A 12,497-nucleotide genomic window follows, 5' to 3' on the forward strand; every position below is an offset into this window, starting at 1 on the left:
AGAATATTCGACAGATTTAATCCATATGACGGAATCATCAGAGAAAAAGAGTTGTCCATCCGGACGTCTATCTTGACCGAACCGCCCCGACTCACTACTGTGGCGCCCCATAACGGCAGGATGCCCGCCCTGTGCCCGAACCCGCCCGGTTCCACACAGGCCGCGACAGGAGGTCATTGTTCAAGCTTCGAGGAACACATGATCCAGACTCCCCCCAGTGCCAGAGCCCTGCTGCCCCTTCTGGTCTTTCTTGCTCTCTTCATCGGTACCGGTACCTGGCTGACCCTGCAGGGGGTCAAGTTCGCCTTCTACCAGCTGCCCGCCCCCGTCGCCGCCCTGCCCGCCGTCATGCTGGCCCTGGTGCTGGGGCGCGAGGGGTTCAACAAGAACCTGGAAACCTTCTTCAAGGGGGTTGGCGAGAGCAACATCATGGCCATGTGCCTCATCTATCTGCTGGCGGGGGCCTTCGCCACCGTGGCCAAGGCCACCGGCGGGGTGGATGCCACGGTCGCGCTCGGCCTCTCCCTCATCCCGGGCTGGTGCCTGCTGCCGGGGCTCTTCCTCATCTCCGCCTTCGTGGCCACCGCCATGGGCACCTCCATGGGCACCATAGGCGCCGTGGCACCGGTGGCGCTGGGCGTCGCCCAGGCGGCCGGCATCGATCCGATGCTGATGGCGGGCACCATCCTCTCCGGCGCCATGTTCGGGGACAACCTCTCCATCATCTCCGACACCACCATAGCCGCCACCCGCAGCCAGGGCTGCGAGATGAAGGACAAGTTCCGCGAGAACGTCAAGATTGCCGCCCCCGCCGCCGTGCTGGTGATCCTGCTCTATCTGCTGCTGGGCTCCACCGGCGCGGCACCGGCGCCCGCCGCCGAGGCGGACCTGCTCAAGGTGGCCCCCTATCTGCTCATCCTGGTGCTGGCGCTGTCGGGCATGAACGTCTTCATGGTGCTGGGGCTCGGCATCATCGCCGCCGGTGGCGTGGGGATGATGGGCGGCTATCCCCTCGGCCAGTTCAGCAAGGACATCTATCAGGGCTTCACCAGCATGCAGGAGATCTTCCTGCTCTCCATGCTGATCGGCGGCCTCGGCGCCCTGATGGAGCGCCAGGGGGGGCTGGCCTGGATAAGCGAACGAATCGCCGCCCTGATTGCCCGCTTCACCCGTCATCATGATGGCGAGCAGAACGAGAAGGCGGCCGAGCTCGGCATCGCCGGGGTGGTGAGCCTCACCAACCTCTGCACCGCCAACAATACCGTGGCCATCATAGTGGCGAGCAAGGTGGCGCGGGATCTCGCGGATCACCACGGCGTCACCCCGCGCCGCGCCGCCTCCATGCTGGACATCTTCTCCTGCGTGGTACAGGGGCTCATCCCCTGGGGTGCCCAGGCGCTGCTGCTGGGCTCCATATTTGCCCTCTCGCCGCTGCTGGTCGTGAGCATGAGTTTCTACCCCATGGCCCTGGGACTGGCCGCCCTCATCGCGGTCTTTATCAAGCACCAGGTACGCGCCGGCGCCGATAACCGCCAAGTCGCCTGAGTCTTCGCCGTTCCCCCCTCGGGCGCCGCCATCAGGCCGCGCCCTGTTTCGTCTGTCATCCCGCCGAGACAGGGAAGCCCCTGCGCTTTTCATCCCCCGGCGCCCTTGTTAAGGTAAGCCTGCCTTTTCGCACCACCACAGGAGCCCCCATGCCTGACCTTCAGCCCGAGCACCCCGATATGCGCCACTCCCTGCGCCAGCTTGTCCGAGAGCGCAGAAGGCGCCTGAGCCAGGCAGACCAGCAGGCGGCGGCCCAGCAACTGGTCAGCCGTTTCCAGGAAGATCCCGGGATCCTCGCGGCCAGACGCATCGCCCTCTATCTGGCCAACGACGGCGAGCTCGATCCCCTGCCCGCCATTCACTGGCTCTGGGCCCAGCAAAAGGAGGTCTATCTGCCGGTGCTGCACCCCTTCACCCCGGGCCACCTGCTCTTCCTGCGCTACACCGCCACCAGCCCCATGACCCGCAACCGCTTCGGTATCGCCGAGCCCGAGCTCGATGTGCTGCAGGTGGTGCCCCACAGCATGCTGGATCTTATCTGCACCCCCCTGGTGGCCTTCGATGAGGCGGGCAACCGGCTCGGCATGGGGGGCGGCTACTACGATCGCACCCTGGCCTGCTGGCACGAGCACGGACTGGGCCCAAGACCGCTCGGCCTTGCCCACGACTGTCAGCAGGTGGAGGCCGTGCCCCGGGAGGAGTGGGACGTGCCGCTGCCCCAGATCATCACCCCCAGCCGCAGCTGGCTCTTCCCGTGACGGCGCGGGATCACCCCTTCCCCGCCCCTCGGCTTAATAAACCGGCAAACGATTTACATCTTGGGGATTTTTACCCCGGAACGTGAGCGCCATGGTCGCCCCGGGGAGGCGGCTTGGATATAATGCGCCCGCTTTTTCCATAAGGATCCATCATGACTCAAGATGAAATGAAGAAGGCGGCCGGTTGGGCTGCGCTCAAATACGTGGTACCCGGCTCCATCGTCGGTGTGGGCACCGGCTCTACCGTCAACCACTTCATCGATGCGCTGGCAACCATGAAGGACGAGATCAAGGGCGCGGTATCGAGCTCCGTCGCCTCCACCGAGCGCCTCAAGGGCTTTGGCATCCTGGTGTTTGACCTCAACGACGTCGATACCCTCTCCGTCTATGTGGATGGCGCCGACGAGATCAACGCCACCCGCGACATGATCAAGGGGGGCGGCGCCGCCCTGACCCGCGAGAAGATCGTCGCCGCCGTGGCCGACCAGTTCATCTGCATCATCGACAACACCAAGACGGTGGACGTGCTCGGCACCTTCCCGCTGCCGGTGGAAGTGATCCCCATGGCCCGCGAATACGTGGCCCGCGAGATCCGGGCGCTCGGCGGCAACCCGGTCTGGCGTGAAGGGGTGATCACCGACAACGGCAACATCATCCTGGACGTCAAGGGCATGGCCATCACCGACGCCAAACAACTGGAAACCCAGCTCAACAGCATAGTGGGCGTGGTCACCAACGGCCTGTTCGCCCACCGTGGCGCCGACGTGGTGCTGATCGGCACGCCGGATGGCGTCGTGACCCAGCAAGGGTGACGGCGGGAGGGCGATCGGGGTCATCAGCTCCCTCTTCTTTGCTCCCGTGATATGACAACGGCGCCTGATGGCGCCGTTTCTATTTATCCCTCAATGGCTTGTAGCAGCACTGCTGCAAAAAACGTTGATAACTTCAAAGAATTTGACTTTCGTCACAAATATTCCCTCTCCCAAACGTTTTTGCTACTTTACGGTTTTCTTCACACTGCAAGCCTGAGCGCATTTTTCAAAAACAATAGAGGGAACGTCATGACAGCCAAGTTTTCGCTGGACAAGGATAAGATCAAGGTACTGCTGCTGGAGGGAGTCCATCCCAACACGGTGGAGACCTTTCGGGCCGCCGGTTACACCAATGTGGAATATCTGAAGACGTCCCTGTCGGAAGAGGAACTGATCGAGCGCATTCGTGACGTGCATTTCGTGGGCCTGCGCTCGCGCACCCAGATCACCGAGAAGGTGCTGGATGCCGCCACCAGGCTGGTGGCCATCGGCTGCTTCTGCATCGGCACCAACCAGGTCGCCCTGGACGCCGCCCACGTGCGCGGCATCCCCGTCTTCAACGCCCCCTTCTCCAACACCCGCTCCGTGGCCGAACTGGTGCTGGGTGAAATCCTGCTGCTGCTGCGCGGCATCCCGGAGAAGAACGCCAAGTGCCATCGCGGCGTCTGGGAGAAGCTCGCCAACCGCAGCGTCGAAGCCCGCGGCAAGAAGCTCGGCATCATAGGCTACGGCCACATCGGCACCCAGCTTGGCATCATCGCCGAGATGATCGGCATGAAGGTCTACTACTACGACATCGAGAACAAGCTCTCCCTGGGCAACGCCATCCAGGTGCCTAACCTGGTGGAGCTGCTCAACATGTCCGACGTCATCAGCCTGCACGTGCCGGAGACCGCCTCCACCAAGGATCTCATCGGCGCCGAGCAGCTGCGCATGATGAAGCCGGGCGCCATCTTCATCAACGCCTCCCGCGGTACAGTGGTGGACATCGACGCCCTGGCCGACGCCATCAAGAGCGGTCACCTCTCGGGCGCCGCCATCGACGTCTTCCCGGTGGAGCCCAAGTCCAACGACGAGGAGTTCCTCACCCCGTTGCGCGGCCTGGACAACGTGATCCTGACCCCGCACATCGGTGGCTCGACCCAGGAAGCCCAGGAGAACATCGGTCTGGAAGTGGCCAACAAGCTGGTCAAGTACTCCGACAACGGCTCCACCCTCTCCGCGGTCAACTTCCCGGAAGTCTCCCTGCCGGGTCACAAGGGCTCCAGCCGCCTGCTGCACATTCACCGCAACCAGCCCGGCGTCATGAACCAGATCAACCAGATCTTCGCCGACGAGGGGATCAACATCGCCGGTCAATACCTGCAGACCAGCAGCGAGATCGGCTACGTGGTGATCGACGTGGAAACCGAGCACAGCGAGAAGGCGCTCTCCCGTCTCAAGGAGATAGGCGGCACCATCCGTGCCCGTATCCTGCACTGATAAGCCCTTATCTGCGCAGCAAAAAGCCCGTCGTGATGACGGGCTTTTTTATGTCAGAAGAAAGGTTGCTCTCGCAACCTACCACCATCCCAACAGATTGCGGCCCACCAGGGCCCCCCATACCAGGGCGTTCAGGGCCAGCGCGATAAAGACGGCGGCGGAGCCCAGATCCTTGGCGCGGCCCGAGAGTTCGTGATGCTCGGAGCCGATGCGATCCACCACCGCCTCGATGGCAGAGTTGAGCACCTCGACGATCACCACCAGCCAGCTGATGCAGGCGAGCAGCAGGATCTCGTTGAGGGAGTCACCAATCCAGAACGCCAGCGGCATCAGCAGCAGGATCAGCACCAGCTCCTGACGGAAGGCGGCCTCGTTGATCCAGGCCGACTTGAGACCCTTCATGCTGTAACCGGTTGCGTTGATGATGCGGGTGATCCCGGTCGCGCCTGGCTTTGCCACGATAACTACCTCATTTGAAATGGCTTTTGGGCTCACATCCTATCAGAGCCGCCCGAGGTTTCCATCGGGGGCGTTTTGCTTTATTTTATTCCCTTGCATTTTGGCGTCCCGCCCCTCTTATCCACTCGAGAATTGAGTCGTATGTCCATTCACACCGATGAATTGCGCACCCGTCGCCTGGAGTCCCTGATCACGCCCAGCGAGCTGGCGCACGCCTTCCCGTTAACCGACACCGTCGCCCAGAACCTGCTGGATGCCCGCCACGATGTAGAAGCCATTCTGGCCGGTGACGATCAGCGCCTGCTGGTCATCGTCGGCCCCTGCTCCATCCACGATCCCGCCGCCGCCCGCGAATACGCCCAGCGCCTCAATGCCCTGCGCGAGCAGTACAAGGAGAGCCTGTGCATCGTGATGCGCACCTACTTCGAGAAGCCGCGCACCATAGTCGGCTGGAAGGGGCTCATCAACGATCCGCGCCTGGACGGCAGCTTCGACGTGAATGAAGGGTTGAAGCTGGCCCGCCAGCTGCTGGTGGACATCAACAAGATGGGCATGCCCACCGCCACCGAATTCCTCGACATGGTGACCGGCCAGTACATCAGCGACCTCATCACCTGGGGCGCCATCGGGGCGCGCACCACCGAATCCCAGGTACACCGCGAGATGGCATCCGCCCTCTCCTGCCCGGTGGGGTTCAAGAACGGCACCGACGGCAACACCCGCATCGCCATCGATGCGGTGCGCGCCGCCCGCCACAGCCACATCTTCTACTCCCCGGACAAGGACGGCAAGATGACCATCTACCGTACCGCCGGCAATCCCTATGGCCACGTGATCCTGCGCGGCGGCCACAGGCCCAACTACGACACCGCCAGCATCGACGAAGCATGCGAGGCCCTGGCCCAGGTGGGCCTGCCCGAGCGCCTGGTGGTGGACTTCAGCCACGGCAACAGCATGAAGGATCACCGCCGCCAGCTGCTGGTGGCCCAGGATATCTGCGATCAGCTGCGCCGCGGCCGCACCGGCATCGCCGGCATCATGGCCGAGAGCTTCCTGGTGGAGGGGCGTCAGGACGTGGAGAACGGCTGCGCCGCCACCTTCGGCCAGAGCATCACCGACGCCTGCCTCTCCTGGGGCGACACCGAGACCCTGCTGGCCATGCTGGCCGAGGCCGCCAAAGTGCGTCTGGAAAAAATCCGCCAGGGTTAACGGCTGCGTCATCACCCTTCGGTCAGAGCATCACGGATGCCTGCCTCTCCTGGGGTGACACCGAGACCCTGCTGGCCATGCAGGCCGAGGCCGCCAAGGTGCGTCTGGAAAAAATCCGCCAGGGTTAACGGCTGCGTCATCACCCTTCGGTCAGAGCATCACCGACGCCTGCCTCTCCTGGGGCGACACCGAGACCCTGCTGGCCATGTTGGCCGAAGCGGCCAAGGTACGTCTGGACAAGCTGGGCTGAACAGCGAATAAAAGCAAAGGGGCCAGTATTCCTGATACTGGCCCCTTATTCTTGCAGGCGGCCGATTACGCTTCGCTAATCGACCCTACAAACGCTATCTCTCCTCTGCGCTCCGTTCTCAAAGACTCGGCATAAACCAGACCCGGCCCGCCGCCTCGATGCGCTCCGTCCTTATCTGGAACACCCGCTCCAGCAGCGCCGCGTCGATGACCTCGACGCCCCCCTCGCTCACCACCTTGCCCTGCTGCAGGCAGAGAATGCGATCCGCCCAGTCGATGGCCAGGTTGATGTCGTGGATGGCGACAACCACCAGCAGACCCTGTCCGGCCAGCCGCTTCAGCAACCGCAGCAGCGCCAGCTGATGGTGCAGATCCAGCCCCGCCAGGGGCTCGTCCAGCAGCAGGAGCCGCCCGGCCGGGTTCAGGCCCGGCCACAGCTGCAGCAAGGTGCGGGCGATCAGCACCCGTTGCTGCTCCCCGCCAGAGAGGCGGCTGAAGTCCCGCGCCAGCAGTCCCTCCAGCTCCAGGGCCCCGCAGATTTCTTCCACGGCCCGGTTCTGCGCCTGCGCCTCCCCTTCTTCCCCCAGCCCCAGGCTCAGCACCTGGAACACCGGGATGTGGAACAGCTGGGGCTGGCGCTGGGGCAGCATGGCCCGCCGCTTTGCAAGCTCGGGCCAGCTCAGGGCCGTGAGGGCCTCCCCTCCCAGCAAGACGACGCCCTCGGCGGGCAGAATGCCGGCCAGGGCCCCCAGCAGGCTCGACTTGCCACTGCCGTTGGGGCCGAGCAGCGCCACCAGCTGGCCCCCGGTCCAGGCGAGATCCAGGGGGGCGAGACGGTGGGCGATGGCGAGGGCGCGGGCCTCCAGCACGGGGAGCCCTTCGCCCTTAGTGTCAGGAGCCGGCATGGGCATCTTGCCTCAGCAACAGATAGATGAAGAGTGGCGCCCCGACCGAGGCGGTGATGACGCCGATGGGCAGCTCCCCGGCGTGCAGCACGGAGCGGGCCACCAGATCGGCGCCGAGCAGCAGGGCCCCGCCGCCCAGCGCCGAGGCGGGCAGCAGGAAGCGCTGATCGCTGCCACCGCACAATCGCAGTAAATGGGGCACCACCAGGCCGACGAAGCCGATGACCCCGCACAGGGACACCGCCACGCCGGTGAGCAGGCAGACCGCCAGCACCAACCGCACCCGCATGCGCTCCACGTTCATGCCCATGAGGCGAGCCTGGGTCTCCCCCAGCAGCAGCTGTTGCAACGCCCGCCCCTGCAGGCAGAGCCAGCCGAGGGTCAGCGGCAGCACCAGCCACCACCAGGCGAACTGCTGGCTGCCGTAAGCGAGGCTGCCCATCATCCAGAACATGTATTCCCGCAGGGCGCCGTCATCGGCGAAGTACATCAGCCAGGTCATGGCGGCGTTGGTGAGGATGCCGATGGCCACCCCGAACAGCAGCAGCCGGGTATGGCCGAGCCGCGCCCGGCGGGCCAGCTGTATGAGCAACATGGTCACCACCAGGGCGCCGCCAAAGGCCGCGAAGGAGAGCCCCCATCCCGGCAGGTAGATGCCGAGGGCCTTGGCCACCGCCATGGCCACCATGGCGGCAAGGCCCGCACCGCTCGAAACCCCGAGCAGGCCGGGTTCGGCCACCGGGTTGTGCAGCATCACCTGGAGCACGGCCCCGCCACAGGCGAGCGCCGCCCCTGCCAGCAGGGCCAGCACGGCACGGGGCAGCCGCAGATCCAGCAGGATGCGCAGCTCCAGCTCCCCCAGGGGATGCCAGGGCAGCAGCACGAACTCCCCCCAGGCGAGGGAGAGCAGGAACAGGGCCAGGGTCAACAGCGCCAGGGCGAGCAGCCAGCGGCGCTGCCAGCGCTGCTGGCGATGGATGAGAGCGAGATACACGCGGGGTCCCCGAGATGAGACGGATGCCCGTCCCCGGGGGACAGGCAGGAAAGCTGCATGATAACAGCGTGTTACCACCCGAGGTCAAGGCTGGTAGGGCTTGGCCAGCGCCGCTATCTCGCCGCTCTCCACCATGGCTTGCAACGCCTGCGCCAGCCTGGGGCCGAGGGCGTGGTGGGGTGAGCGCTTGCTCATGCCCAGATAGAGCACCACGGGATGAGGGGGACGATAGGCCGCCTTCACGAGTTCGCCGGCATTGTGCTGGCTCAGTGCGTAGTCCACCTGGCAGTCGGTGCCGATCATCAGGGGCAGGTGCCCCCGCTCCACCATGCGCTGCAGCTGATCCTCGGTGGGCACGCCGTGCTTCTTGAGCCCGGTGTCCCCGTCGAAGGGGGAGAAATAGGCGGAGTTGAGCACATAGCCTATCTCCCGGCCACGGAGATCCCCGTAGGTGTTCAGGGTCGCCACCGCCGCCGCCTTGCCATAGAAGGCCGGCTGGCACTGGTAATAGGCCGGTTGCAGGTAGTCGATGAAGGTCGCCCGCGCCTCTGTGTGGGCCAGCCCTATCATCAGATCCGCCTGACCGGTCTGCATCTGTTTGAGGGCGCGCCCCCAGGGCACCCGCTTGAGGGTCATCGCTATGCCGCTGCGCGCCTGCAACTGGCGCAGAATGTCGATGTCCAGACCATGGAACTCATCATTCTGCGTGATCATGCGAAATGGCGGCCACACATCGGTGACCACTGTCAGGGTTGGCGCTCCGTTTGCCAAAGCCATCACGGGCGCCCAGCTGGCAAACAGCAGACCAAGCACACCCCGGCTTGTCTTGCCCATCCCGTTCAACCTTATTTTGACATCCTGTGGGTTAAAAATACCCTCTGACGCCCCTTATGGAAACCCAGGGAGTCGAGATAAAATGCATTGATTTTAAAGGAGAACCTAATGAACCCTATCGTGACCAGTATCGGTCTGCTCATCTGCAGCAACGTCTTCATGACCTTTGCCTGGTATGCCCACCTCAAGAGCATGAACCACAAACCCTGGATCATCGCCGCCCTGGTCAGCTGGGGCATCGCCCTGTTTGAATACCTGTTGCAGGTGCCCGCCAACCGCATCGGCCACACCGTGCTGTCGGTCGGCCAGCTCAAGATCCTGCAGGAGGTGATCACCCTTACCGTGTTCGTGCCCTTCTCCATCTTCTACCTCAAAGAGGATCTGAAATGGGACTACCTCTGGGCCGGCCTGTGCATCCTGGGCGCGGTGTTTTTTGTGTTCCGTGAAAAACTGACCGGTGCCTGAGGCTGTACACTCAAGCACGGCGCTCCCCTATCCCTTTGATTGACGAGGCAACACATGGAATTGAGAGACATGCTACAGATCCTGGCCAAACAGGATGGCTCCGACCTCTATCTCTCGACCGGCGCCCCCCCCTGCGCCAAGTTCAACGGCGCCCTGCGTCCCCTCAGCCAGGCCCTGCTCGAACCCGGTGAAGTAGCCCGCATCGCCGACGGCATCATGGATGCCGAGCAGAAGCAGCAGTTCGAGAAGGAGCTGGAGATGAACCTCGCCATCTCCCTGCCCCAGATAGGCCGCTTTCGGGTCAATATCTTCAAGCAGCGCAACGAAGTCTCCCTGGTGGCGCGCAACATCAAGACCGAGATCCCCCGCTTCGAGGATCTGAAGCTCCCCCCCGTGCTGCTCGATACCATCATGGAGAAGCGCGGCCTGGTGCTCTTCGTCGGTGGCACCGGCTCGGGCAAGTCCACGTCGCTCGCGGCCCTCATCGATCACCGCAACCGCAACAGCGGCGGCCACATCATCACCATCGAGGATCCGGTGGAGTTCGTCCATCGCCACCACAAGTGCATCATCAACCAGCGGGAGGTGGGGGTGGACACCCGCAGCTTCCACGCGGCGCTGAAGAACACCCTGCGCCAGGCGCCGGACGTCATCCTCATCGGCGAAATCCGCGACCGGGAGACCATGGAGCATGCCCTCGCCTTCTCCGAGACCGGGCACCTGGCCATCTCCACCCTGCACGCCAACAACGCCAACCAGGCGCTGGACCGCATCATCAACTTCTTCCCCGAGGAGCGCCGCCCCCAGCTGCTCAACGATCTGGGCAACAACCTCAAGGCCTTCGTCTCCCAGCGTCTGGTGAAGACCACGGACGGCGGACGGCGGGCGGCGGTGGAGGTGATGCTCGGCACCCACACGGTGCGCGACCTCATCAAGCGCGGCGAGTTTGGCGGCCTCAAGGAGATCATGGAGAAATCCAGGGCCCTTGGCATGGTCACCTTCGACAGCACCCTGTTCGATCTCGTGGTGGAGGGGGTCATCGACGAGGAGGAGGCGGTGAAGAACGCGGACTCCCAGAACAACCTGCGCCTCAAGATCAAACTCTGGCGCGAGAAGGGGCAGATAGGCAACAGCGCGGCGGCCAGCGGCTGGAGCCTGGAACCCACCAAGGACGAAGGGGATCTCATCTAGCCCCCTGCCCCGACCCCCGTTGCACCCGGCCCCGCCCTCGCGGGGCTTTTTTTCACCTCCCTCCCCTGCCCGGCCGCAACCTCGGCCAGCCCCTCCCACCACGACAACTCTCGTCACTCAGGATGACGACAGGGCGGGTCTCCCGTCCCCAGCCGGGCAAAAAGAGCTGAAAACCCTTTCGCACAGGCCTCAAAGGAGGCACTATTGAGGCGACATATCAATAAAGAGGTATTCCATGTCGTTACAACCAGCCAACACCGCGAAGGCCAGACAGTTGCTGAACGAGACCATGGCCCTGGTGCTCGCAGGAGGGCGAGGCAGCCGCCTCAAGCAGTTGACGGACGATCGGGCGAAACCGGCCGTCCATTTTGGCGGCAAGTTCCGCATCATCGATTTCGTCCTCTCCAATTGCGTCAACTCCGGCATTCGCCGGATCGGTGTGGTCACCCAGTACAAGTCCCACAGCCTGCTGCGTCACCTGCAGTCGGGCTGGTCCTTCCTGCGCTACCAGATGAACGAGTTCATCGAGCTGCTGCCGGCCCAGCAGCGCGTGGACGAGGTCAGCTGGTATCGCGGCACCGCCGATGCGGTCTACCAGAATCTCGACATCATTCGCCAGCACGGCCCCAAGTACGTGATCGTGCTGGCGGGGGATCACATCTACAAGATGGACTACGCCGCCATGCTGCTCGATCACGTCAACCTGGGCAGCCGCATGACAGTGGCCTGCATCGAGGTGCCGCGCCAGGAGGCGAGCGCCTTCGGCGTGATGGCGGTAGACGGGGAGCGCAAGATCAACGCCTTCGTCGAGAAGCCCGCCGACCCGCCGTCCATACCGGGGCGCCCCGACACCGCGCTCGCCTCCATGGGGATCTACATCTTCGAGGCCGCCTATCTCTACCAGCTGCTGGAAGAGGATCTGGCCGACGAGCAGTCCCATCACGACTTCGGCATGGACGTGATCCCGCGGGTGGTCAGGGAGGGCACCGCCTATGCCCACCCCTTCAGCATGTCCTGCGTCGGCTGCGGGGAGCAGCAGCGCCCCTACTGGCGCGACGTGGGCACGGTGGACTCCTTCTGGGAGGCCAACATGGATCTCGCCTCGGTGACGCCCGAGCTCGACATCTACGATCAGCACTGGCCCATCTGGACCAGCCAGAACATGACGGCCCCCGCCAAGTTCGTGCAGGATCAGAATGGCCAGCACGGCATGAGCATCAACTCCATGTTCGCCGGCGGCACCATCGTCAGCGGCTCCTTCATCATGAGCTCGCTGCTGTTCAACAACGTGCGGGTCGACTCCTTCTGCACCCTGGATCAGGCGGTGATCTTCCCCGGGGTCGAGATCGGGGCCGGCTGCCGGCTGCGCCGGGTGGTGATCGACAAGGGCTGCAAGCTGCCGGAAGGCACTGTGATAGGTGAAAATGCCGACGAGGATGCCCGCCGCTTCCACCGCTCGGAGCAGGGCATAGTGCTGGTCACCAGGGAGATGCTGGCCAGGCTGGCATGACGGCGAAGAGGGCGCCCAGCCGCTGACCCCGGGCAAGCACCAGGGTGCCGTTTCTGCCCGCTGCCCACAAGAAAGGGAACCCTG

Annotated in this window: 13 protein-coding genes; 8 read left to right on the forward strand and 5 right to left on the reverse strand. The window is 64.0% G+C overall.

Annotated features, from left to right (window positions below; translation table 11 throughout):
- Positions 1 to 198: 198 nt before the first annotated feature.
- From AB5Y72_RS13935 to serA, 4 genes are all read left to right on the forward strand, one after another.
- On the forward strand, positions 199 to 1,545 hold the full coding sequence (locus AB5Y72_RS13935) for a Na+/H+ antiporter NhaC family protein (RefSeq protein WP_325783030.1): 1,347 nt from the start codon (positions 199 to 201) through the stop codon (positions 1,543 to 1,545).
- A gap of 149 nt (positions 1,546 to 1,694) precedes the next feature.
- On the forward strand, positions 1,695 to 2,303 hold the full coding sequence (locus AB5Y72_RS13940; RefSeq protein ID WP_042078151.1) for a 5-formyltetrahydrofolate cyclo-ligase: 609 nt from the start codon (positions 1,695 to 1,697) through the stop codon (positions 2,301 to 2,303).
- A 152-nt stretch (positions 2,304 to 2,455) separates the two neighbouring features.
- Complete coding sequence (rpiA, locus tag AB5Y72_RS13945; protein WP_325783031.1) at positions 2,456 to 3,115, forward strand: ribose-5-phosphate isomerase RpiA; 660 nt, start codon at positions 2,456 to 2,458, stop codon at positions 3,113 to 3,115.
- Positions 3,116 to 3,364: 249 nt separating this feature from the next.
- Positions 3,365 to 4,597, forward strand: coding sequence for a phosphoglycerate dehydrogenase (gene serA / locus AB5Y72_RS13950; RefSeq protein ID WP_042078149.1), 1,233 nt, complete (start codon positions 3,365 to 3,367; stop codon positions 4,595 to 4,597).
- 78 nt (positions 4,598 to 4,675) lie between these two features.
- On the opposite strand, the gene AB5Y72_RS13955 is transcribed toward serA, so the two are convergent.
- Positions 4,676 to 5,056 carry a diacylglycerol kinase gene (locus AB5Y72_RS13955; RefSeq protein WP_325783032.1) on the reverse strand — a complete coding sequence of 127 codons (381 nt, stop codon included), beginning with the start codon at positions 5,054 to 5,056 and terminating at the stop codon, positions 4,676 to 4,678.
- Positions 5,057 to 5,197: 141 nt separating this feature from the next.
- Between AB5Y72_RS13955 and AB5Y72_RS13960 the strand changes: the two genes are divergently transcribed.
- Positions 5,198 to 6,265 carry a 3-deoxy-7-phosphoheptulonate synthase gene (locus AB5Y72_RS13960; protein ID WP_325783033.1) on the forward strand — a complete coding sequence of 356 codons (1,068 nt, stop codon included), beginning with the start codon at positions 5,198 to 5,200 and terminating at the stop codon, positions 6,263 to 6,265.
- An 11-nt stretch (positions 6,266 to 6,276) separates the two neighbouring features.
- Here the strand turns inward: AB5Y72_RS13960 and AB5Y72_RS13965 are convergent, their stop codons facing one another.
- The 4 genes from AB5Y72_RS13965 to AB5Y72_RS13980 form a co-directional block, all read right to left on the reverse strand.
- On the reverse strand, positions 6,277 to 6,405 hold the full coding sequence (locus AB5Y72_RS13965; RefSeq protein WP_325783034.1) for a hypothetical protein: 129 nt from the start codon (positions 6,403 to 6,405) through the stop codon (positions 6,277 to 6,279).
- Between the two features lie 228 nt (positions 6,406 to 6,633).
- Positions 6,634 to 7,419: an ATP-binding cassette domain-containing protein gene (locus AB5Y72_RS13970; RefSeq protein ID WP_325783035.1), complete on the reverse strand. Its 786-nt coding sequence runs from the start codon at positions 7,417 to 7,419 to the stop codon at positions 6,634 to 6,636.
- Positions 7,406 to 8,413: a vitamin B12 ABC transporter permease BtuC gene (btuC, locus tag AB5Y72_RS13975; protein WP_219142206.1), complete on the reverse strand. Its 1,008-nt coding sequence runs from the start codon at positions 8,411 to 8,413 to the stop codon at positions 7,406 to 7,408. The genes AB5Y72_RS13970 and btuC overlap by 14 nt, the downstream gene beginning before the upstream one ends.
- 84 nt (positions 8,414 to 8,497) lie before the next feature.
- Complete coding sequence (locus tag AB5Y72_RS13980; RefSeq protein ID WP_134696467.1) at positions 8,498 to 9,247, reverse strand: ABC transporter substrate-binding protein; 750 nt, start codon at positions 9,245 to 9,247, stop codon at positions 8,498 to 8,500.
- Between the two features lie 108 nt (positions 9,248 to 9,355).
- On the opposite strand from AB5Y72_RS13980, the gene AB5Y72_RS13985 reads away from it, so the two are divergent.
- From AB5Y72_RS13985 to glgC, 3 genes are all read left to right on the forward strand, one after another.
- Positions 9,356 to 9,712 carry a DMT family protein gene (locus tag AB5Y72_RS13985; RefSeq protein ID WP_025327402.1) on the forward strand — a complete coding sequence of 119 codons (357 nt, stop codon included), beginning with the start codon at positions 9,356 to 9,358 and terminating at the stop codon, positions 9,710 to 9,712.
- Positions 9,713 to 9,766: 54 nt separating this feature from the next.
- Positions 9,767 to 10,903: a type IVa pilus ATPase TapW gene (gene tapW / locus AB5Y72_RS13990; protein ID WP_219142208.1), complete on the forward strand. Its 1,137-nt coding sequence runs from the start codon at positions 9,767 to 9,769 to the stop codon at positions 10,901 to 10,903.
- A 235-nt stretch (positions 10,904 to 11,138) separates the two neighbouring features.
- On the forward strand, positions 11,139 to 12,413 hold the full coding sequence (glgC, locus tag AB5Y72_RS13995) for a glucose-1-phosphate adenylyltransferase (RefSeq protein ID WP_209792898.1): 1,275 nt from the start codon (positions 11,139 to 11,141) through the stop codon (positions 12,411 to 12,413).
- Positions 12,414 to 12,497: the final 84 nt, after the last annotated feature.

The organism is Aeromonas sp. R7-4 (assembly GCF_040908055.1).
Taxonomy (GTDB): Bacteria; Pseudomonadota; Gammaproteobacteria; order Enterobacterales; family Aeromonadaceae; genus Aeromonas; species Aeromonas sanarellii.